21 protein-coding genes and 1 tRNA gene are annotated in these 23167 nt (G+C 44.7%); 12 read left to right on the top strand and 10 right to left on the bottom strand.

Translation table 11 applies throughout. The features are described 5' to 3' along the window. Nucleotides 1–21: 21 nt before the first annotated feature. From feoB to SIO70_RS05215, 3 genes are all read right to left on the bottom strand, one after another. Nucleotides 22–2157 carry a ferrous iron transport protein B gene (gene feoB, locus SIO70_RS05225; protein WP_320579911.1) on the bottom strand — a complete coding sequence of 712 codons (2136 nt, stop codon included), beginning with the start codon at nt 2155–2157 and terminating at the stop codon, nt 22–24. A 151-nt stretch (nt 2158–2308) separates the two neighbouring features. Beyond that, nucleotides 2309–4090, bottom strand: a complete 1782-nt coding sequence (locus SIO70_RS05220; protein ID WP_320579910.1) for a PspC domain-containing protein — start codon at nt 4088–4090, stop codon at nt 2309–2311. A gap of 41 nt (nt 4091–4131) precedes the next feature. Then, the gene (locus tag SIO70_RS05215; protein ID WP_083725043.1) at nt 4132–4461 is read right to left on the bottom strand and encodes a PadR family transcriptional regulator; all 330 of its coding nucleotides are present in this window, start codon (nt 4459–4461) and stop codon (nt 4132–4134) included. Between the two features lie 289 nt (nt 4462–4750). Between SIO70_RS05215 and SIO70_RS05210 the strand changes: the two genes are divergently transcribed. The 3 genes from SIO70_RS05210 to SIO70_RS05200 all read left to right on the top strand — a co-directional run bounded on the left by SIO70_RS05210 (nt 4751) and on the right by SIO70_RS05200 (nt 7598). Then, the gene (locus tag SIO70_RS05210; protein ID WP_320579909.1) at nt 4751–5041 is read left to right on the top strand and encodes a hypothetical protein; all 291 of its coding nucleotides are present in this window, start codon (nt 4751–4753) and stop codon (nt 5039–5041) included. A gap of 178 nt (nt 5042–5219) precedes the next feature. Beyond that, on the top strand, nt 5220–6869 hold the full coding sequence (locus SIO70_RS05205) for a SulP family inorganic anion transporter (RefSeq protein ID WP_320579908.1): 1650 nt from the start codon (nt 5220–5222) through the stop codon (nt 6867–6869). Nucleotides 6870–6917: 48 nt separating this feature from the next. After that, nucleotides 6918–7598 carry a carbonic anhydrase family protein gene (locus SIO70_RS05200; RefSeq protein ID WP_320579907.1) on the top strand — a complete coding sequence of 227 codons (681 nt, stop codon included), beginning with the start codon at nt 6918–6920 and terminating at the stop codon, nt 7596–7598. A 66-nt stretch (nt 7599–7664) separates the two neighbouring features. Here the strand turns inward: SIO70_RS05200 and SIO70_RS05195 are convergent, their stop codons facing one another. From SIO70_RS05195 to SIO70_RS05185, 3 genes are read right to left on the bottom strand one after another with little or no spacing between them, the layout of a single operon-like run. Further along, nucleotides 7665–8798, bottom strand: a complete 1134-nt coding sequence (locus SIO70_RS05195) for a methionine aminotransferase (protein WP_320579906.1) — start codon at nt 8796–8798, stop codon at nt 7665–7667. Between the two features lie 3 nt (nt 8799–8801). Next, nucleotides 8802–9893 carry a mannose-1-phosphate guanylyltransferase gene (locus tag SIO70_RS05190; protein WP_320579905.1) on the bottom strand — a complete coding sequence of 364 codons (1092 nt, stop codon included), beginning with the start codon at nt 9891–9893 and terminating at the stop codon, nt 8802–8804. Between the two features lie 4 nt (nt 9894–9897). Continuing rightward, on the bottom strand, nt 9898–10872 hold the full coding sequence (locus tag SIO70_RS05185; protein WP_320579904.1) for a KpsF/GutQ family sugar-phosphate isomerase: 975 nt from the start codon (nt 10870–10872) through the stop codon (nt 9898–9900). Nucleotides 10873–11155: 283 nt separating this feature from the next. On the opposite strand from SIO70_RS05185, the gene recQ reads away from it, so the two are divergent. From recQ to SIO70_RS05160, 5 genes are all read left to right on the top strand, one after another. Further along, complete coding sequence (recQ, locus tag SIO70_RS05180) at nt 11156–13357, top strand: DNA helicase RecQ (RefSeq protein ID WP_320579903.1); 2202 nt, start codon at nt 11156–11158, stop codon at nt 13355–13357. A gap of 10 nt (nt 13358–13367) precedes the next feature. Further along, nucleotides 13368–14141: a DUF3050 domain-containing protein gene (locus SIO70_RS05175; protein WP_320579902.1), complete on the top strand. Its 774-nt coding sequence runs from the start codon at nt 13368–13370 to the stop codon at nt 14139–14141. A gap of 75 nt (nt 14142–14216) precedes the next feature. Next, a tRNA-Phe gene (locus tag SIO70_RS05170) sits at nt 14217–14289 on the top strand. A 368-nt stretch (nt 14290–14657) separates the two neighbouring features. Further along, nucleotides 14658–15449 carry a hypothetical protein gene (locus tag SIO70_RS05165; protein ID WP_320579901.1) on the top strand — a complete coding sequence of 264 codons (792 nt, stop codon included), beginning with the start codon at nt 14658–14660 and terminating at the stop codon, nt 15447–15449. 341 nt (nt 15450–15790) lie between these two features. After that, entirely contained in the window at nt 15791–16549 is a 759-nt protein-coding gene (locus SIO70_RS05160; RefSeq protein WP_320579900.1) for an FkbM family methyltransferase, read from the top strand. Between the two features lie 68 nt (nt 16550–16617). Here SIO70_RS05160 and SIO70_RS05155 read toward each other — a convergent pair whose 3' ends face one another. Genes SIO70_RS05155 through rpiA form a run of 4 tightly spaced genes read right to left on the bottom strand, consistent with a single transcriptional unit; the run spans nt 16618 to nt 19115 of the window. Beyond that, nucleotides 16618–16980 carry a DUF1304 domain-containing protein gene (locus SIO70_RS05155; RefSeq protein WP_320579899.1) on the bottom strand — a complete coding sequence of 121 codons (363 nt, stop codon included), beginning with the start codon at nt 16978–16980 and terminating at the stop codon, nt 16618–16620. A gap of 17 nt (nt 16981–16997) precedes the next feature. Then, complete coding sequence (locus SIO70_RS05150) at nt 16998–17831, bottom strand: sulfurtransferase (protein ID WP_320579898.1); 834 nt, start codon at nt 17829–17831, stop codon at nt 16998–17000. Nucleotides 17832–17844: 13 nt separating this feature from the next. Continuing rightward, on the bottom strand, nt 17845–18399 hold the full coding sequence (locus SIO70_RS05145; protein ID WP_320579897.1) for an isoprenylcysteine carboxylmethyltransferase family protein: 555 nt from the start codon (nt 18397–18399) through the stop codon (nt 17845–17847). A gap of 41 nt (nt 18400–18440) precedes the next feature. After that, on the bottom strand, nt 18441–19115 hold the full coding sequence (gene rpiA / locus SIO70_RS05140) for a ribose-5-phosphate isomerase RpiA (RefSeq protein WP_320579896.1): 675 nt from the start codon (nt 19113–19115) through the stop codon (nt 18441–18443). A 105-nt stretch (nt 19116–19220) separates the two neighbouring features. Between rpiA and SIO70_RS05135 the strand changes: the two genes are divergently transcribed. From SIO70_RS05135 to SIO70_RS05120, 4 genes are all read left to right on the top strand, one after another. Beyond that, a complete protein-coding gene (locus tag SIO70_RS05135) occupies nt 19221–20492 on the top strand; it encodes an MFS transporter (RefSeq protein WP_320579895.1) in 1272 nt (423 codons plus the stop codon). Between the two features lie 77 nt (nt 20493–20569). Further along, entirely contained in the window at nt 20570–21484 is a 915-nt protein-coding gene (locus SIO70_RS05130; RefSeq protein WP_320579894.1) for a carotenoid biosynthesis protein, read from the top strand. 20 nt (nt 21485–21504) lie between these two features. Further along, on the top strand, nt 21505–21843 hold the full coding sequence (locus tag SIO70_RS05125) for a hypothetical protein (protein WP_083721878.1): 339 nt from the start codon (nt 21505–21507) through the stop codon (nt 21841–21843). 15 nt (nt 21844–21858) lie between these two features. Next, nucleotides 21859–23154: an SWIM zinc finger family protein gene (locus SIO70_RS05120; protein WP_320579893.1), complete on the top strand. Its 1296-nt coding sequence runs from the start codon at nt 21859–21861 to the stop codon at nt 23152–23154. Nucleotides 23155–23167: the final 13 nt, after the last annotated feature.

Raw genomic sequence — 23167 nt, 5'->3', positions numbered from 1 at the left:
TCACCCTGCCGGAAAAAAGTATTAACTCAACAGCTGGAATGCCAGCAAACTACTCAGGTAAGCCAACGCTGTCATATATACAAACTGAATGGCGGGCAACTTCCACGACTTGGTTTCTCTCTTCACAATCGCCAGTGTACTCATACACTGCATGGCAAAGGCATAGAACAGCATCAGCGATACACCACTCGCCAGTGTGTACACTGGTCGCCCATCTATCCAGGTAGCACCGCTCATCTTTTGTCTTAAAGTTGCATCATTGTCTTCTTCTGATTCACCCACACTATACAACGTGGCCATAGTACCAACAAAGACCTCACGGGCGGCAAAGGAAGTGATCAATGCAATACCGATCTTCCAGTCAAAACCCAGTGGACGGATAGCAGGTTCTATCGCATGGCCCAATCCTCCTGCATAGGAATTCGCCAGTTTTTCCATGGCCTCTTCCCTATCCAGGTCTTCAATTTTATCAGGTTGTGCTGCTTTTAGTTGTTCGTATTTGGTAGCGACCGCCTCCATCTTTTTCGAAGGTCCATACGATGCCAGGAACCAGAGGATAATGGAGATAACCATGATCACCTTACCGGCATCCATAATAAAGATCTTTGCCTTCTGAAGCATAGTCGTTCCTACATTCATCCAGCGGGGAGCACGGTATACCGGCAGTTCCATGATGAAGTAGCTCTTTTCCTTTATCCTGACAAACAGTTTCAGGATCGCTGCAATGATCAATGCCATTACAAAGCCCAACAGGTATAACCCCATCATCACCACACCCTGCAAATTGAGGATGCCTAGTACAGGTTTGTTAGGAATTACAAGGGCAATCATCACAGTATAGATAGGCAGACGGGCAGAGCAACTCATGAGTGGTGTGATCAGAATTGTAATCAGCCTTTCTTTCCTGTTTTCAATATTACGGGTTGCCATGATAGCAGGTACGGCACAAGCCACCCCACTGATCAGCGGCATTACAGACTTTCCATTCAAACCTACCTGACGCATCAGGCGATCGGTGAGGAAGCTGATTCTGGCCATATAACCGGTATCTTCCAGAATGGTGATGAACCCAAAGAGGATCATGATCTGTGGTACGAATACCGCAATCCCACCCAAACCGGCGATGATACCATTAATAAAGATGTCGGAAATTTGATTCTGTGGCAGTACGTCAGAAAGCCAACCACTCAGTGCGCCAAATCCAGCTTCAATCCAGTCCATTGGAAAAGATGCCAGCCAGAAAATGCTCTGGAACATGATGGCCATGATCCCAAGCAGGATCACATACCCCCAGAAACGGTGCAGGAGCAGATCGTCGATCTTCTCTGTTTGTAACTGTTTTTGCAAAGGATCGGCCTCTACTACCGAGTTGCGCATGATATGCTTGATACGCGCATAGCGTTGCATGATCTCATCCGCCTGTACCTTGGTCTTATTAAACTGATGGGTCTGAATAGCCTGGGTAATGGTTTCTTTTTGTGCCTTGTTCAGGAAGTGCAGTTCGTTGTGATTCACGGCAATATGCATAGCAGCATAATCACTCTTCACCGGTACTACCTTTTTGATATCGGTAATCAGCTCAGGAGCCAGGGCACGGCTATCTATAAAATCCCGGGGAGGAACAGTCTGTTTTTCCCGGGTTACGAGTTCTATAATCTTTTTAAGTTCCGGGATCCCCTTGTTCTTGCGGGGGTTGATAGATACCACTGGAACCCCCAATTCTCTTTCCAGGCCAGCTTCATCGATTTCCACACCCTTCTTACGGGCAATGTCCATCATGGTAAGGCCAATAATAACGGGGATCTTCAGGTCTATAATCTGTGAACAAAAGAGGAGGTTACGTTTCAGATTGGAAGCATCGGCAATAATGAGGATAATGTCCGGAATTTCCTCTCCCTGAGGATTTACCAGTACATCGTACGTTACTAATTCATCTGCACTTTTGGGATAAAGGCTATAGGTACCGGGCAGGTCAATGATGTTGGCCTGAAGGGTGGCAGAGATGTTGGCCGCACCCGTTTTCTTGTCAACAGTAACCCCCGGGAAATTACCAACCTTCTGGTTCAGTCCTGTCAAAGCATTAAATAACGAGCTTTTGCCACTATTCGGATTCCCTACCAGCGCAATATTGATCTTTCCAGTTTTTGTAGCCTGCATTCCTTGTCATCGACGGTTAAAAAAGCAAAACTAGGCATTTAAATGTCAGCTGTTTGATCAATTCGGGAAAAAGATCGTTAAATAAAAAACCACGGTAAATACCGTGGTAATTTTCATTTCTTTAACTATTGAACTTATTGTGATGAAAAATTTAGCTCAAAAGATTGAAAAGGCTGTAGCTGATGGCATCTCCTTCAAAGGCTACTTTTCCTTTGCTGGTAGCGTTCGCTGACTTACTGGTATCTTCTTCCGGCGTCGCGTTACGCTCCTGTTTTCCTTTGTAGCGGTAATTATTTTCTAAAGAATCTTTGTCTGTTACACGGTTGTTGTCCTTCTTATCGATCCCGTCAGGAGTCATTTTCAGTACATGCACGCCGTGGTCACTGTCATCATCGTTGTCGTCATTATCATCCCAACGGTGATGATCATCCCAATCATTGTCCCAATCCCAGTTCCAGTTATGGTAGTGGTCACGTACTTTGCTGTCCATTTCCACCTGTTTGTTAACCGGTACCCGTACAATGATACGTACGCGTTGGTCACGGAACTTACTGTCTCTTGGGATAGAGATACCTGCTGGCAGGTAAATCACGCTGTCCTGCTGTGTGATCGGATAAGAGATCTCTTTTGCCAGCGTTCTTGCCTGTGCAATGCTGCGTCCCCGGGAGCTACGTTGCACTTCAATATAGAAACTGTCATTCTTGCTTTTCTCGACACTCAAACGATAGTTATTAATGATAACGGTATCGTCAGCGAGCTTCAGGTCATCGTCGAAGAAAGTTTCTTCTACCTGAACCAGGTTCTCTGCCTCTTTAAAGACGATCTTCCCCTTAGAAGGTTGCACAAGGGCAAAATTTTCTTTTACGGTATTACGTAATCTGAAATCTTTGGCCACAGACACCCCTACCAGTATAGCACATACCAGACCGGTGAACCAGAGGAAGCTGAGGGTATAACCCACATAGCGGTTAGTCTGTTTTACTCCTGTGAGCTTGCGAATGATGAATATGATAATCCCAACAATCGGTACACCGAGCAAGAGGAATACAGCTGGCCAGAAGAGCAGATTTTGCAGTGTGCCTGCCAGCAGCAGGGCTTTGAATGGCAGAAGGACCGGAGAAGCAACTGTGATCATTACACCTACAAACAGCAGGATGAGGAGAATGACTACAGCCAGGAAGAAAAAGAAACCCTTAGTCAGTACGATAAGAATGCGGCCTAACACATCAAATAAGCTACGGCCAAAGCGTTCTATATCATTTCCAACTTGTCTTCCCCGGCCCTGAGAAAAATTTCGCACTTCATATTTAATGTTCTTTAAGTGAGCCCTGGTAGCGTTAATTTCATCCTGTACAGCAGTTCTGATGTTGTTCACATCTACACGCTCCCCTCTCATCTGCAGCTTTTCAGCGGCAGTATTTGCTTCGGGAGTTACAACCCAGAGAATAAAGTATACCAGTATGCCGGAACCGAAACCACCAATCGCCAGCAAAGCAAAGATGATACGGAAGACAACCGGGTCTACATTCAGGTAAGCACCCAGACCACCGCACACACCGCCCAGTACTTTCGCATCCGGATCACGGAATAAACGCTTGCGGGTGCGGAAACTATCGTAGATAGGGTCGTCGGAAGCAGCGGACTGCTGTTGTTTGGTATTTGTATCGTTGCTTTCTTCAAACTGGTCAGGTGTACCCATCACTGCTTTCACGCCTACTACGTCTTCATCAGTGATGCAATGAGCACCCTTCTTTATTTTATCCAGAAAGATCTCTGCAATTCGGCCTTCAATGTCACTCACAATCTCATCCGCACCTTCCTCCCTTGCAAAGTATTTTTTCAAACTGTCCAGGTATTGCCGCAATATCTCATATGCGCTATCCTCTATGGGAATAAGGCGGCTGGCCAGGTTTATGTTAATAATCTTTTTCATTGCTGATTGCTATTTAATAGGTTTTAGTTTGGATGATTTTGTTATTGTTTACTTGTTAGCTGATGTACCGCATTTGCCAGTTCATTCCAGGTCTTTTCCAGGTCCAGATAAAAGGCCTCTCCTTTGTCGGTCATGGAGAAATATTTCCTTGGAGGTCCCGACATACTTTCTTCCCATCTGTACTTCAGTAATTCTGCGTTCTTCAACCGTGTTAATAAAGGATAAAGAGTGCCCTCCAGGATATCCAGCTTCGCTTCTTTCATCTTTTCTATGATATCTGAAGGGTAAGCTTCTCCTTGCTTGATGATGCTTAGGATGCAGAATTCCAGCACGCCCTTTCGCATCTGTGATTGTGTGTTATCTATGTTCATGGCAAGTGAGCTTTATTAATTGTCTTCTTATTTGCATTATGATTGGTTTTTGATATTTACAATTCAAAGATAAGGAGTTTTATACTACTATGCAATACACAATACCTTTTTAAGCAAATTATTTTGCTTTGTTTATTACCCAAAAAATGATAAACAGTTAATATTCAATTAATTAATGTTTTAGGGCTAATAAAAAATAATGATGAATGGTAAGAAAAACCATCTTTAACATATTTTTAAATCGTATATTTACGATACGTCTCAGCTTTTGTTATTTTTGTAAAGACACATGAAAAAGATTATCGGCATATTCCTTCTTACACTGATGTGTATCCAGCTCCTTCCAATAAAGGAGATGGGAAGGTTACTGTTTAATAATCAGATTGTGGAGGAACACCCCACAGATGGTTGCTCGGGTGACGATGGAGTTAAGATCGCCAAAGAATTAAAATGGCTGAAACACCATGATCACTCTCTTAACGAACCTTCCCTTTATCTCAGCAAGATCCATTATACATTAATGGAAGCTGTTCCCCAGGGACCCGCCCGGGAAATACACTGCCCCCCTCCAAACTGCTAACTGCTCATTTTCTTTAATTCTTTTGCATCAGGCATAGTATGCCTTTCGATGCCGCTTTTACACATTTACTACTCAAACACAAAATTCCAACAGGAATGCTATGCCCACGCCACAAGGCGCACAGGTATTGCTATTCCTGTGACCAACCACGCGCAAGCGTATTTAAATCCTATTGACTATGAGCAGGCAAAATATATTTTCGAACGTCAAAGGCGACCTCTCTTCCGGTCTTGTTGTATTCCTGATTGCGGTGCCTTTATGTCTTGGTATTGCACTGGCATCCGGAGCACCCCTGTTCTCAGGTATGATCGCCGGCATTATCGGGGGCCTGGTGATTGGCTCCCTCAGCGGCGCACAGCTGAGTGTAAGCGGTCCTGCTGCCGGTCTTACTGCTGTAGTGCTTTCTGCCATCACCAAATTTGGCGTATTCGACGTATTTCTCATGGCAGTTGTGATCGGTGGTGTGATTCAACTGGCGCTGGGCCTTCTCAAGGCCGGTTCCGTAGCCAACTACTTCCCGTCAAATGTGATCAAAGGGATGCTCACTGCCATCGGTATTATCATTATACTCAAGCAACTTCCACATGCCTTTGGCTATGATGCTGACTCTGAAGGAGACTTTACCTTTATCCAGGTAGACGGCCATAATAGCATCTCTGCTTTGCTGTCCACTATCAACCACATTCACCTGGGTGCGACTTTGATTTGTATTATTTCCGTGCTGATCATCCTCTACTGGAACAAAATTCCTAAAGTAGGTGTGATCCCAGCGGCGCTGGTAGCCGTAATTACCGCTGTCGTACTAAATGGAATTTTCATTGCTTTAGGAAGCAAACTGGCCATCGCTCCCTCTCACCTGGTGAGCCTTCCGGTACCTAAGAGCTTTGGAGATTTTATCGGACAGTTTACCACACCTGATTTCAGTGCCATTACCAACAAGGAAGTCTGGATCGTAGGCACTACCATCGCAATCGTCGCTTCTGTAGAAACACTACTCAATGTAGAAGCGACTGATAAACTGGATCCGCTGAAAAGACATACACCTCCTAATCGTGAACTGCAGGCACAGGGTATTGGTAACATTATAAGTGGTATGATCGGCGGTCTTCCTATCACATCAGTGATCGTACGTTCATCTGCTAATATCAATGCAGGTGGCCGTACCAAACTCGCTACTATTGCTCATGGTACACTGCTCCTGGTATGTGCTGCCCTGATACCTACCATCCTGAACAAGATTCCGCTGGCTACCCTGGCTGCCGTACTACTGGTGACCGGTTATAAGCTCTGCAAGATCTCCATATTCAAAGAAATGTTCAAAAATGGTAAGTATCAATGGGTGCCTTTCGTGGTAACTGTACTAGCTATCGTATTTACTGATCTCCTGATTGGCATCACACTTGGTATGGCGGTGAGTGTAATTGCCATCCTCAGGGGTAACATGCGTAGCTCCTACTACTTCCGTAAGGAAAAATACCACAATGGTGACAGCATCAAGCTGGAACTGGCACAGGAAGTATCTTTCCTGAACAAAGCCAGCATCCTGCTCACGCTCGATCACATGCCGGAAAATACTACCGTGGTCATCGATGCGAGCAATACAACCTATATAGATTTCGATGTCCTGGAATCTATCAGGGAATTTAAAGATGTAAAAGCGGCTCAAAAGAATATTAATGTGGTGCTGACGGGGTTTAAAGACGTATATAAAATACAGAATTCGGAAAATATTCCGGCAGATTACCAAGCCAATATTACCTCCGGACACGTACATACAATATCCACCGGTAATCATGAACAATTACTGAAGGAATTGCAGCTGAATTAATCTTATTGTTAACCCGCCATTTAAAAACCAATAAAACAAGTGAAAAAAATGAAAACATTAAATAAATCTCTGCAAGACAAACTGACTCCAGCTTCTACCCTGGAACTGCTGAAAAATGGTAACGCGCGCTTCGTGGAAAATCTCCGCCTGCACCGCGACCATCTGGATCAGATCAACGAAACCCGCGATGGTCAATGGCCAATGGCTGCTATCGTGAGTTGTATGGACTCCCGTACATCTGCAGAACTGATCTTCGACCAGGGTCTGGGCGATATCTTCAGTATCCGTCTGGCTGGTGCCGTTATCTCGGAAAACGTACTGGGTAGCCTGGAATATGCTTGTAAAGTAGCCGGTTCCAAATTCATCGTTGTACTGGGCCATAGCAAATGCGGTGCGATCAAAGGTGCCTGTGACAAAGTAGAAATGGGTAACCTGACTGCGCTGCTCGGTAGGATCACCCCTGCTGTGTATGCAGAAAAAACTATCAAAGAAGATAGAACCTCTCATAACCCTGCTTTCGTGGATGCAGTTACGCATATCCATACAGAACGTTCTGTACAGGCGATTATGGAGCAAAGTACCATTTTACGCGAAATGATCCTGAATGGAGAAGTAGGTATTATCGGAGCCATGTATGATGTCGAAACGGGCGTAGTAAGTTTCCTGGACCACACACTGATTATCGGTGAGGAGGTAGTGAAAGAGCAACTGGAAGCTGTGACCGTGTAAGACAAGCCCTGCTTGTAGTCATATACAAAGGAGAAGCCGCTCTGTAATCAGAGCGGCTTTTTTATTTTATATCTTTCTCAGGCGCTCTACGGCCCTTTCGAGTGTTTCATTCTTTTTGGCAAAACAGAACCTGACTACATGGTCATCCTTGCCATCTTCATAAAAAGCAGATACCGGAATGCTCGCTACCCCATATTCTTTGGTGATCCGGATCGCAAAATCCTTATCCCCTTCATCGGAAATACGATCATATTTCATCAGCTGGAAATAACTGCCGGAGGAATGCAACGGTGTAAACCGGGTATCCTTCATTATTGACAGGAAGTGATCCCTCTTTTCCTGGAAGAATGCAGGCAGCCCCATATACTGATCCGGCTGTTGCAGGAACTTAGCCAAGCCATACTGCATAGGTGTATTCACAGAGAAACAGAGGTACTGATGAACTTTTCTATATTCCGCCATCAGGTGAGCCGGCGCAATACAATAACCCATTTTCCAACCTGTGATGTGAAATACCTTTCCGAAAGAAAAAGTAACAAAGCTGTTTTTGAGTAAGGAAGGATAGCGCAACATGCTCAGGTGCTCCTTGCCATCGTATACAAGGTGCTCATATACTTCGTCAGAAAGGATGTAGATATCATGCTCCGCCACCAGCTTTTCCAGTTCGGCAATGTCATTCGCAGTGAGAATGCTGCCGGTCGGATTGTGGGGTGTATTTAGCATGATCATTTTAGTACGGGACGTAATCTTACTCCGTACCAGTGACCAGTCTATATGATAATCAGGAAATGAAAGAGGAATGCGAACAGGTACGCCACCATTCACCAGTACATTGGGAATATAGCTGTCGTAAGCAGGTTCAAAAATGATCACCTCATCGCCAGGACCTATCACAGTGGCAATGGCGGTGAAGATGGCATACGTACCACCCGGCGTCACGGTGATTTCCGTATCCGCATTGACGGTCTGACCATACAGTTTGTGGATCTTTTCGGCAATCGCCTCACGCAGAGGTAGAATACCCGCCATGGGAGCATACTGGTTATAACCCGCCTCCATGGCTTCGTTTACAAGGTGCTTCAGGGTTTCGTTACAATCAAAATCTGGAAAACCCTGCGATAGGTTGATGGCAGCATGCTGCACCGCCAGGCCCGACATGACCGTGAAGATCGTCGTTCCTACATTGGGTAATTTGGACATATCTTAAAGGTACTTCTCTCCTTTGTTGCGCTTTACCTCCGCCACATATTCCTTGATTTGCTGCTCATTATCTTTACGGCAGATCAGCAGTACGTCGTTAGTATCTACCACGATGAACTCATCGAGACCTTGTAATACCAGCAACTTATCATTGGGTGCCTTCACCATACAGTTCGTCGTATCTATCATCATCACATTCTTACCCTGAATAGCGTTACCTGCGTCGTCCCTTTCCAGGTTCTCGTAGGCCGATGCCCAGGTACCCAGATCGCTCCATCCGAAATTGGCAGGAATCACGTACACATTATCCGCCTTTTCCATGATACCATAATCAATAGAGATATTGGAACATTGAGGGTAGATGGTCTCAATCGCCTTTTTCTCATCAGGGGTATTCAGGGCAGCGCTATATTGTTGAAATAGTTCGTCCACCTCCGGCAGGTAAATCTTCAGGGCGGCGAGAATAGTTTTCACGTTCCAAACAAAGATACCGGCGTTCCAGAGGAAGTCTCCACTTTGTATAAATGTTCTGGCCAGCTCTAAGTCAGGCTTTTCTGTGAAGGTCTTCACAGGGTATACATTATCCGCAACCTGTTGGGTTTCAAACTGTATGTACCCAAATCCTGTATCAGGGCGGGTGGGTTTAATGCCCAGGGTCACCAGTGCGCTGTGTTTCTGTACAAACATCAGGGCATTGAGACAGGTACTGGTAAATGCGGTCGCATCCATAATCAGGTGATCGGCCGGCGCACAGATGATGTTTGCCTTTGGATCCTGTCCATAGATCTTATGCGAAATATATGCAATGCAGGGTGCGGTATTCTTACGGGATGGTTCGGCGACAATATTGTCTACAACCACATCCGGCAGCTGTTCCTGCACCTTACCAATATAATGCTGGTGCGTAACTACAAAAATGTTTTCCCGTGGAATAAACTGGGAGAATCGCTCATATGTCCATTGCAGAAGGCTTTTCCCGGTATTTAAAATATCGAGGAACTGCTTTGGGTATTCCGTACGGCTAAAGGGCCAGAACCGGCTACCTATACCTCCGGCCATAATGGCCACATAAAAATGCCTGTTCACGTAAGTCATCGTGTCAAATAATTCCTTCCCGGATTAAATCATGTAAATGAATAATACCTATATACTTCTTGTCGTTCAGCACTAACAACTGCGTAATATCATGTTTTCTCATCAACTCCAGGGCATTCACCGCCAATTCATCACATTGAATCGTTTTAGGGTGACGAGACATAATATCACTGGCAGTCACATTGTCAGTTGACATGCTCTTTTCCAGCATACGGCGAAGATCACCATCTGTGATGATCCCGCTAAGTTGGTCATTGCTATCCAAAACGGCCGTAACTCCCAGCATGCCGGAAGAAATAGCCACGATTACATTCTTCAATGAACTGTCCAGGTATACCTTTGGGGCATCGTGCTGACTACATAGATCCAATACCTTGAGATACAATTTCTTACCAAGTGTACCCCCCGGATGGAATTTTGCAAAATCAGCTGTCGTAAAACCATGCCATTCTATCAAACACACAGCCAGCGCATCACCCATTGCCAATTGGGCAGTGGTGCTCGTGGTAGGCGCCAGATTGTTGGGACAGGCTTCCTGATTAACAGTGGTATTTAATAAGAGGTCAGCTTCCCGGGCCAGATAAGATTCGACATTGCCCGTTATGGCAATCAGCTTGTTACCAAAACTCCTGATCAATGGTACCAGTACCTTGATCTCCGACGAGTTGCCGCTTTTCGAAATACAGAGAATAATATCTTCGTCCCTGATCATCCCCAGGTCTCCATGAATAGCATCAGCTGCATGCATGTAGAGGGCGGGGGTACCTGTGGAATTGAGTGTAGCCACAATTTTCTGGCCAATGATAGCGCTCTTGCCGATGCCAGTGATCACTACCCGGCCGGAACATCCGGCAATGAGTTCCACTGCCTGCTCAAAGTCAGCATTGATAAACTTTGTTAGATTGTCTATCGCCGCCGCCTCCATCTGAAGCGTCTTTCTTGCTATAGCTGCTATATTAATATCCGTTCTGTTTTTCATGAGCACTGCAAAGTTAACCAGTATTCAGGAGATTCAGTCCTATGCATGGACCTATTTTATAATGAGTTGCCTTATTCTTACCCCACTACTTACCTGCCGTAGCCCCCACCTGTTGACCCTGCCGCTAAACCGCATGCCAAAGCAATACTGGACTTCATTTCAGATAAATTTAATTGGGGGTCAATGCAATTTTTGTTAACTTCGTGTCCCCTAAAAAACACATAAACAATATCCATAATTTGTTACTTTCTTTAGAGTTTATTTGTTTTAAATTTTGAATGCAATGGCTGTTGTAAAGGTAAGTTTGATAGATGCATTACGGGAACATTTTGGATTCGATTCTTTCAAAGGGAATCAGGAAATTATAATTAAAAGCATTCTTGCACGGAAAGATACTTTTGTCATCATGCCTACCGGCGGTGGAAAGTCTCTTTGCTACCAGCTACCGGCATTAATGAGTCCAGGATGTGCTCTGATCGTCTCTCCGCTCATAGCTTTAATGAAAAACCAGGTAGATCTAGTACGCTCCTACAGTAGCAAGGATAATGTAGCGCATTTTCTAAATTCTACCCTTTCTAAAGCTCAAATCAAGAAAGTAAGAACTGATCTCCTATCCGGAAAGACTAAAATGTTATACGTAGCCCCGGAAACATTGACCAAGACCGAAAATCTTGAGTTTTTCAAGGAACTGGAAATCTCTTTCATAGCAGTGGACGAAGCGCACTGTATCTCTGAGTGGGGACACGATTTCCGCCCGGAATACCGCCGCCTCAAGGAAATGACAGATATGATCAATCCCGATCTGCCTATCATTGCCCTCACGGCCACCGCGACTCCAAAAGTTCAAAGCGATATCGTTAAAAACCTGGGACTGCGCAGTCCCGAGGTATATCTCTCCTCTTTTAACAGGCCCAACCTCTATTATGAGATCCGCCCTAAAAGGAAGAAAGAACAAACCATTCGCGAAATCGTCAAGTTTATCCACCTTCATAAGGGTAAAAGCGGTATCATCTATACACTGAACCGTAAAACCACCGAAGAACTGGCAGATATGCTGACGGCCAATAACATTAAGGCTGTTGCTTACCATGCTGGTCTGGATGCCGGTACCCGTGCTCAACGTCAGGACATGTTCCTGCACGAAGACTGCGAGGTCATCGTAGCTACCATCGCCTTCGGTATGGGTATCGATAAGCCGGACGTTCGGTTTGTTATACACTACAACATTCCTAAAAGCCTGGAGAACTACTACCAGGAAACAGGCCGTGCCGGTCGTGATGGACTGGAAGGTATCTGTGTCTGCTTCTACTCCTACAAGGATGTACAGAAGCTGGAACACCTGATGCGCGACAAGCCACTCAGTGAAAGGGAAATGGGCGCCCAGCTCATCAACGAAACCGTCGCCTATGCTGAAAGCTCTGCCTGCCGCCGCAAAGTGATCCTCCACTACTTCGGTGAGAAGTACGACCAGGGTCAGTGTAACGGCGCCTGCGACAACTGCCGCAATCCAAAAGAGAAAATTGAAGTAAAAAATCGCGTAGTCATCGTACTCAAAGCCATCCAGTCACTGGAAGAACGCTTTGGCACCGACTACGTTGTCAATATCATCACTGGCAAGATCAACCCCCAGATCTCCACCTATGGGCACAACCAGCTGGAAGTGTTCGGAGAGGGTAAAGAATTCGATGCACACTTCTGGAACTCCCTCATCCGTCAGATGATGCTGGAAGACCTGATCGCTAAAGACATCGAAGAATATGGCCTGCTAAAGATCACTGATAAGGGTAAAAAGTTCCTCAGGACGCCTTACTCTATCATGGTTTCACTCAACCACCAATTTGAAGAAGAAGGCAATGAAGAAGATGAAGTAGCTGCAGAAGCCCAGGCTTCCGCAGACCCTGTTCTCTTCGAAATGCTGAAAGAGCTCCGTAAAAAGGTAGCAAAAGAAAAAAACCTGCCCCCATTCGTCATCTTCCTCGAAACCTCCCTCGAAGATATGGCGACCCAGTACCCTACCACCGTACAGGAATTGGAAAAAATACAGGGAGTGAGCAAGGGGAAAGCTGTACGCTATGGCAAACAGTTCGTGGATGTCATCTCTAAATATGTAGAGGAAAATGACATCGTAAAACCGGATGATTTCGTCATGAAGAGCGTGGTGAATAAAAGCGGGCTGAAAGTGTTCATTATCCAGAACATTGATAAGAAAATGCCACTGGAAACCATCGCCCGCAATAAAGAACTCACCATTCCTCAATTGCTGGACGAAATGGAAACCATCGTGGCGAGCGGCACCAAACTCAATCTCGATTATTGCATCGACGAAGAACTGGACGACTATGCCCAGGACGAGATCCTTGAATACTTCAAAGGCTGCGAGACTTCCAGTCTGGCACTGGCCCGCGAAGAACTCATCGATAGCGACTACACCCTTGAACAATTGAAATTGATGCGTATTAAGTTCCTCGTAGTATACGGGAACTAAAAAAACAACTATGGGACAGGATTTGATCAGGGCAGCGATTGCGCCTGTAAGAGAAAAGATTATTCAACATTCATTATACAATGAAATGCAACGCATGGAAGACATCCGGTCTTTCATGCAGTACCATGTATTCGCCGTATGGGATTTCATGTCACTCTTAAAATCATTGCAACGAAACCTCACCTGCACGACCCTGCCATGGGCACCTGTAGGGAGTGCAGCCACCCGCTTTCTGATCAATGAGATCGTAACGGGCGAAGAGAGTGATATCGATCCGGATGGCAAGCGTGTAAGCCATTTCGAACTATACCTGGATGCGATGAAACAGGTAGGTGCCGACACTTCAGTAATGGAAACTGCACTGCAGTCCCTGCAAAAAGATATAGCCCTTGCCGATATCTTCAAGACTTTCCCTCCTGCTGCCAAAAATTTTGTGCAACATACATTTGACCTGATCGAAAAAGCTCCGATACATGTGCAGGCAGCTGTCTTCACCTTTGGCCGTGAAGACCTCATACCTGATATGTTCGTAGCGCTGGTAAACGATCTGGACAAACAATTCCCCGGACAGATCAGCCTGTTCAAGTATTATCTGGAACGCCATATTGAAGTAGATGGTGATCACCATAGTCACCTTGGCATGGAGATGGTACAAGAGCTTTGTGGCAATGATGCACACAAGTGGGAAGAAGCTGCTATCGCATGTCGCGAAGCATTGGAGCAGCGAAACGCCCTGTGGACAGGCATTCTGGAGGAAATTCGTGCAACTGCAACAATTTCTTAGAATAATATTTGGATTTTAAATTCATATTTTGTTATCTTTGCACTCCCTTCGAGAGAAGGATGTGAGAAAAGAGATGGTGTGGTAGCTCAGTTGGTAGAGCAAAGGACTGAAAATCCTTGTGTCGCCGGTTCGATTCCGGCCCTCACCACAAAGGAAAGCCTCAACAAATGTTGAGGCTTTCTTATTTTTAGCCGGTTTTATTGCCGTGTATTAATCCTCATAGCGCCAACGATATTCTCCGAACCATTTGCAAAAAATCATCCATTCAATCCTCGTTACCTGCCCCCGATTTTAAAACCTGCTGACGTCTATCGTTTTCATGGAAAATGATATATTTATTTAATCTTTTCATCAACTCTGATGATGACTTTTTCGAATAACGTGTAGCCGTATATCTAACGTCAGCTTTTTTTGAATATTAATCGTATAATTATTTATATGTATTTTGTTTCTTTGAAGCATTAAATAACCCTCCCTATCCGAAAAGTACATTTGAATGGGACAAACAAATGAAAAATGAAAAAATTATTTCTTGCATCCATTACCTTATCAGTATTGGCCTTTATTTTCCTGGTATCTCAAACTGGCTGCACAAAGAGTGACCCCGTTCGGACAGATAGTACCAGTACAGTGTGCAAACATACTATAGTAGGCTTATGGACAGGCTCGTCAACCAATGTAGCAGGTTCCGGACAAGCCTGGAGTGTGTCCATCAGACCTGATGGTACTGTATCTTATGAAAATACAATTCATGATACACGTCAACTTGCTGTTGGTTCCTGGGAGCTTAAGCATGACACCCTGACCTTTACGACTGTAGGTGTTTACGGTTATTCAATTTTCCAGGGCGCGGTACAAACATGGACTGCAAAGTATGATTCAACTACCGGCACATTATCAAATGGAACTTACGTAACAACATCTCCTAGTGCTGACTCAGGAACTTTTACTTTAACAGAGGTTAATAACACATGTACACCTGCTATACAAGGCTTATGGACAGGTTCTTCAGTGAATGCCGCAGGTTCCGGACAAGCCTGGAGCGTTTCCCTCAGACCGGATGGTACTGCATCTTATGAAAATACAATTTATGATACACGTCAACTTGCTGTTGGCACCTGGACACTTAAAAATGACACCCTAACGTTTAGTACTGTAGCTGTATACGGTTATTCAATTTTCCAGGGAACAGAACAAACATGGACTGCAAAATATAATGCAACCACCGGCACTTTAACAAATGGAACTTACGTAACAACATACCCTGCTGCTGACTCTGGCACATTTACTTTAACAGTGGTCCAATAAAAATTGCAGAAAGCATTTTAAATCAAATCTTAGATCAATATTTCGATAGCCATCTGGCAATCACAATAATAAAGCGAGGCCGTATCATCAATAAGATACGGCCTCGCTTTATTCGAGCACCTAATGGAGATAAGTAGTACTTTAAGCATTTCTGAGGAGGTTCGTTTATTTTTGATACACACTCTTTTTTTATTGTGATAGAAAAAAAGCTATTTTGGCAGGGTAAGGGTTGTTGTTATTTAAAATTTCTATTATTAGTAATTTGGCTGGAATTAGGCATTAGAATGACAGCAAGTTGAGTCCAATGCAATTTTATATTTGTACAAAATTACACACATATTATGTCCATAAAAGACAGGATCAGGTTTTGGCAATTTAAGAACAAGGCTAGAAAGGCGGACGGCAGTAGCCTGAAGACAATGAACCTTGGCAAGCATAAAATTACTTTTAAGAAAGGGGAAGAAGTGATTCATGGATACCGTGAGCTGTTCAGAGATGGTATCTACACCTTCGCTTCTGATGCTGCTAAGCCGCTGATCATTGATTGTGGTGCGCATATCGGAATGAGTGTGATCTTTTTTAAAGATCTATTTCCTGCCAGCAGGGTGATTGCCTTCGAACCGGATGAGGAGAACTTCAAATTATTGACAGAGAATAGTCGTCAGTTTGCTAATATTACGCTGGAAAAAAAGGCGATATGGATACATAATGAAGGGGTTTCTTTTGCCTCTACTGGGGATATGTCCAGCCATATTGATACCACAACCACGCGTGAGGTAAGTGTACCTAGTGCGCGTTTATATGATTATCTGGATCAGCCGGTGGATATGCTGAAGATTGATATTGAAGGGGCGGAAGTAGATGTGCTAAAGGATTGTAAGGATAGGCTGCACAATGTAAAAAATATGTTTGTGGAGTTTCATGGCAATGTGAATGAGCCGGAGAAACTGAAAGATCTGCTGGAGATATTCAGGGAGGCTAATATAGATTATTATATTAAGCAGGCAAATGACTGGGCGCCTTATCCGTTTTTGAATATGGAGAGTAAGGACGGATGGGATGTACAGCTAAATATATTCTGTAAGTATGTAAAGCAATAATAACAAGATGTATCTATAATAAAAGAAGTTGTATCGTAAGTTACGATACAACTTCTTTTTATTTATTATTACGCCAATAAAGTTACCACCAACCCAATCAATGCCGGCAGTCCCTGTACAAAGAATATTTTCTTTGCCGCTGTCAGGGCGCCAAAGATTCCCGCGATCACCACGCAACTCAAAAAGAATACAGCTATATTCTTTTGCCATGCAGGATCACTGATAAAGAATGACCAGATCAACCCTGCTGACAGAAAACCATTGTACAATCCCTGGTTGGCAGCCAGCCCCTTGGTTGGTTTAAACATTTCAGCTGGCAACTGTTTGAACGTTCGTTTGCCCGCAGTCTCCCACGCAAACATTTCCATCCATAAGATATACAGATGCTCCAATGCAACCAGACCTACAAAGATCTTCGCAATAATGACCATATATAAGTTTGTTTTGATTATGCTACCGGACGTGCAGGATCTGTGATCCATTCGCTCCATGAACCCGCGTACAGTTTAGGAAAAGGATACCCGGCGTATACAGACAGCAATACATTGTATGCCGCCGTTACACCAGAGCCACAATAAAATACAACATCCCCCTTTGCAAATTCTTCTTTGAAATGATCTTTATACACAGCAGGAGCTGCTACCCCTTCTGCACCTATCTGTGCATTGAAAGGTTTAGAAATCGCCGTAGGAATATGACCAGCTACCGGATCAATGGTTTCATTCTGCCCCGCATACCTGTCAGCAGTTCTGCTATCTATCAAACAGGTATTACCGGCTTCAATCGACGCCATTACTTCACTCACAGATGCCAGCATGCTATCATTAAAATTCCCTACAAACTGCTTTGGTTGCAAAGGCATGATATCACCCGTCAAAGGATAACCTGCTGCTGCCCATACAGCCTTACCACCATTCAATACTGCTACCTTCTCATGCCCGGCCCAACGTAGTAGCCACCACATTCTCGCAGCAGCCATAAAACCCGCTGTCGCATCGTACACTACCACCTGTACATTTTCATCAATACCCAGTTTGGAAAGCGTCTTTACCAAAGCTTCTTTTCTTGGTAATGGATGTCGGCTGGTTTTACCAGCTATAATTTCACCGGACAGATCATAATGCAGATCTGCATATACCGCACCCGGAATGTGTGCTTTTTTATATTCTTCTACCCCCCATTTTTTATCCGCCAGGGAATAGCTGCAATCAACAAACAGAAAATTGGGGTCTTGCAAATTTTCAAGGGCCTCTTTCGGCTGAATGAAAGTAGTATAGCTCATAATCTTTTATTTTTTAAAACACGAACGGTATGAGCCGCCATGTTTTCTTTTTATACTGTTTATACTCCTCTCCGAAGTTATTGATCAATACCTGTTCCTCTACATGCATTCTATACAAAAAAGCACCGGTTACAGGCAATACCGTGATCAGAAAAGCAATATAGTTATTCATCGCAATTCCATTGCCAACAAAAGATATCAGCGATCCCAGATACGTCGGATGACGTAAATACTTATACACACCATTTTGTATTATTCTGTGATCATCCCGGATCGCTACATCTACCGTAAAGTAATGACCTAACGTATAGATCGACCAGAACCGGAATAACATTCCTACTACAATCACCGCTATACCAAGTTTAGAAAAATAAGGATAGCTCGTGATCGGGGCTACTGTATATTCCGCTACAAAAGATCCCAGCGGCAACGTAGCCATAATCGTCACCCATATCCAGAGCAACGATTTTCTGTCTGCTTTCTGTCTATCCTGAGGACCGGAACGGAAAATGCGGTTCAGAAAGATCTCTGAAGCCAGCCAGATAGCGACAATAGTTGTGTATAACATAAAGATGCAGGTTTTTCAAAAGGGTCTGGCGCTCAATCTTTTTAGATGGTTTTTACATCTCCGTTTTCATAGGCAATTATCACAGTGGGCTTTAGATTCAGGAACAGGCCTGTCTCTACAACGCCCGTAAGCGCTTTTAATTGTTGATGCAGCAGCTCCGGTTCACGGATTACGCCAAATGAACAATCGATGATGTAATTACTGTTGTCCGTAATATAAGGCTGATCGTCTTTCGTTCTGAGAGATGGATTTCCCTGCAGTGCCTGCAGTGTTTTGAATACCAGCTCCCAGCCAAAAGGTACGACTTCTATTGGTAATGGAAACTTTCCAAGCGTCTTTACAAATTTTCTTTCATCACCTACGATCACACGTCTTCTGCTGGCCAGCGCCACAATCTTTTCTCTGAGCAGGGAACCACCGCCACCTTTTATCAGCTGTCCTTCTTCACTGATTTCATCTGCCCCATCTATATCCAGATCCAATGTCTGTATTTCGCTGAATGAAGTGATCGGTATGCCCAGTTTGATGGCCTGTTTTTCCGAGGCAATGGAGGTAGCCACTGCCTGGATATTCAATCCTTCCTTCACCATCTGACCGATCTTTTCAATCGCCCAGTATGCAGTAGATCCTGTACCCAAGCCTACCAGCATACCTGGTTGTACCAAAGCAGCGGCCTTTTCGCCAGCGGCTTTCTTTGCTTTTGTGATTGCATCCATGTATATGACTCTTTTGAAATTTAATGCTAGTGTACAGCAATATAAGCCTTATTTTTACGATCCACCTTACACCACATTATGAATATCGACCCGCACAAAGGATCAATGACCACACTACTTCGTATCAGGGCCATCTTCACCGGTTCTGTCGGCAACCTCGTAGAATGGTATGACTGGTATGCCTATGCTGCATTTGCAATTTACTTTGCTCCGTCCTTTTTTCCCAAAGGAAATCCTACTGCTCAGCTACTGGATACAGCAGCCATCTTCGCAGTTGGTTTTCTCATGCGCCCGGTAGGTGGCTGGCTCTTTGGAACGATTGCTGATCGTACGGGTCGGAAAACTGCGATGACATTGTCAGTATTGCTCATGTCACTGGGTAGCCTCATGATTGCAGTCGCTCCTACGTATCAGACTACTGGTTTATTTTCCCCCATATTATTATTGCTGGCACGGTTACTACAAGGTCTGAGTGTGGGTGGTGAATATGGTACTTCTGCTACCTACCTGAGTGAAATATCTACACCTGATAAAAGAGGTTTTTATTCCAGCTTTCAATACGTAACCCTCATCGGCGGACAACTCATCGCACTCGGGGTACAATTAGTATTGCAAAAAGTATTTCTCACCCCCGATCAATTGCATGCCTGGGGATGGCGTATACCATTTGTAATTGGCGCCTTCCTCTCCCTCTTTGCGCTCATCATCCGCCGCCATATGGAAGAAACAATTGCTGTAAAAAAAGGCGATGAAAAACGTGGTTCCCTGAAAGTATTATTCAATGAACATCCCAGGGCGATTATGACTGTGGTAGGATTAACAATGGGAGGAACATTGGCATTTTATACCTACACCACTTATATGCAGAAGTTCCTGGTGAATACCGTTCATCTTACCAAAGAAAGATCTACTGTGCTCACATTCTGGCTTATGCTCATTTATGCCTGCATACAGCCCCTCTGTGGTATGCTGAGTGATAAGATAGGCAGGAAACCTTTATTGATCACATTTGGGGTAGCAGGTACCTTATTTACCGTCCCTATCCTCACTGCGGTAAGTCATGCCAGCACAGAAACAACTACATTCCTTTTATTATTAACAGCCCTGGTAATAGTAAGTGGCTATACTTCTATCAATGCTGTGGTTAAAGCAGAATTATTCCCTGCTCAGGTGCGTGCACTAGGTGTAGGTTTACCCTACGCATTGACAGTCGCCATCTTTGGCGGTACTGCTGAATACATCGCACTGTATTGTAAGAAGATCGGTCATGAACCCTGGTATTATTGGTATGTGACAATTTGTGTGTTCATCTCCCTGATCGTATATGTGTTTTCCCGCGATACAAAAAAGACATCCTACATGAACAAAGAATTATAAAACGCAGCCACAGGGAATTTCAAATCCAGCCGAAAAATCTTCCCTGCTACCGCAGACCAATCCAAACTTAATTATACATGAATCGTCCATTTGCCGATATGCCTTACGGCTATCCTCCAGCTATCTGCTATCCCCTCACCGAAATATGCATGTACATTCTTTTTTTAGGATGCCTCTACTACGCATGGAAACAAGGTATCTCTAAACTCGCCTATTTATTAGGCGGCTTTGGTTTCGGCCTCCTCCTCGAATACGTAAACGTAAAAGCCAATGCCGGTTACAGATACGGCCACTTCCTCCTCATGATCGGCGACATCCCCGTAGGCATAGGAGCCGGCTGGGGTATCATCATGTACACTTCCCGTCTGATCACCGAAAGCATGAACATGCGCCTCTGGCCTGCCGCCGCCATGGAAGCCCTCCTCGCTTTAAGCATCGACTGGAGCATGGATGTAGTCGCATATCGCCTCCACATGTGGCACTGGAACTGGGAAACGATCATCAATCCATCCGTCGCCTTAAGTGCTCAATACTTCGGCGTACCCTGGGGCAATTTCTACGGCTGGTTATGCGTCGTATTTTTCTACTCCCTCTTTTCCCGCTATCTCGAAAAGACCCGCATCTGGAAAATAGCCATTCCGCTGTTAGCCATTCTCATTTCACAAATCGCCTTATACGTCACCCTTTTCCCCATATCTTTTTTTCTAAAAGATCATTTTAATATCCTGAGCGCAGATAAGCTAGTATTCACCCTCCTTTTCTTTGCAACACTAACAGCAATTGAGATAATTAAAATGAAACGACAACCACTGAACTTACCCTTCATCACCTGGCTGGTACCGGCATGGTTTCACATATACTTTTTCTGCTGGTTATTCATAGGTGGTTTTGCGGCAGAAAATACCTGGATGACCATTCTCAGCGTACTAAGCTTATTAGTAGGAACGCTTATCCATTGGCTATTGATTTTAAATACTAAATCCCGAACTTAGTGACCACTAATTAATCAATCATGGAAAAGGAAACAAGGGCACTTAAGATCAGCAAAATTGCAGCAAAATCGGCCATCCGTTTATTTGTCATCATCGTATTTGTAGGGGCACTCCCTTTTGTCACAGGCGAACAACCCTGGAGTAAAAGACTGGAAGGTGCACACTTCGTCATCCCAAATAAACTGACCCTGATAGCCCCTGCCCTGCTCTTCGTGGGCTTGCTCACCCTGATCATACTGGTCATCAAAAAGAAATACGCCGTTATTGATTACAACTGGCTGCTGGTACTGAATGCTGTCATCCTGCTGGCGTATATCACTATAATTTACATCCGGTTATATTCGCTCATTTTTGTATAATAAATATCTACTCCATTGCTCCTGACAGAAGAACATGTACTCGCCTTAGCCCCGGACGACGCTTCCCGTAAAGCGGGATCCGCATTGGCAGGTCCGGGAAAATGGGTAAGCAAAGGCGCCAACACTGACGCCTTATGGGGGGAATGCCAGGGTAGCGGCAGCAAGCCGTATCAAACCCAGGTAGACATCGTAAACGTAGCTTTCAAATGCAGCTGCCCCAGTCGAAAATTCCCCTGCAAACATGGTATAGGACTCATGCTCCTCTATGCCCGGCAAAAAGATACCTTCACGGACAATATACCCCCTGCCTGGGTGAGTGAATGGCTATCCAAACGCTCTGAAAAGAAAGTCGAAAAAACAGATAAGCCCGTAGACGAAACTGCGCAGGCAAAAAGATTACAGGCACGCCAGCAAAAAGTAGCCGATGGCATCACAGAACTGATGCTCTGGATGAAAGATATCGTACGCAATGGCCTGTTGCAGATACCTGAAAAAGGAGACGCCTATTGGGAAAATATGGCGCGAAGAATGGTCGATGCGCAAGCGGCCGGCCTCGCAGGAATGGTACGTGCCCTTGGCGAAACAAACTTCTATAGCGAAGGCTGGCAAAATGCGTTTCTCGATCAGCTCCTGCGCATCTATCTTGTGGTACAAGGGTATACCCAAAGTACTGAGTTGGATGAACCTTTACAACAGGAACTCCGTGCCCTGATCGGTTTTACCCAAAACCAGGAATTCCTGAAGCAACAACCCGGTATCAAAGACACCTGGCTGGTGCTCAGTAAACAGATCAATGAAGAAGAAAACCTGGTCACAGAACGCTACTGGCTCTATGGTCAGCATAGTAAGCAATCCGCATTGGTACTTCAGTTTTATGTTAAAAATCAGACACGTCCTGAAGTATTGATTACACCCGGTATTGCACTACAGGGTGAACTCGTTTACTTTCCTTCGCCTACGCCACTCAGAGCCATTATCAAATATCCTGTTTCCAACATTTCGCTGCCAGCTGTATCAGGTATGGAAGGCTGGGCACAGGTCACAGATACTGAAACTTTGCTGTACAAACAGATGCCTGTGCGCAGTGAACGACCTTATATTGTACAACAATTAACACCTGTTCAGCACAATCTGCAATGGTGGCTAAAAGACCAGGAAGAAAGGCTGATGCCCCTGAAAGCAGGCTATGCAAACATCTGGAAACTACTCGCCCTCAGTGGCGGTCAGCCATTGAACATGGCGCTGCTGGGCAAAGAACAACAATACGAACCTTTAGGCGCATGGCATAATGGCTCTTATAAACTATTGTAATCGCGGGACAAAA

Source organism: Chitinophaga sancti, from assembly GCF_034087045.1.
GTDB classification, from domain to species: domain Bacteria; phylum Bacteroidota; class Bacteroidia; order Chitinophagales; family Chitinophagaceae; genus Chitinophaga; species Chitinophaga sancti_B.
Note: the sequence above shows the minus strand (reverse complement) of the source record. Positions and strands in the feature narration are given on the sequence as shown.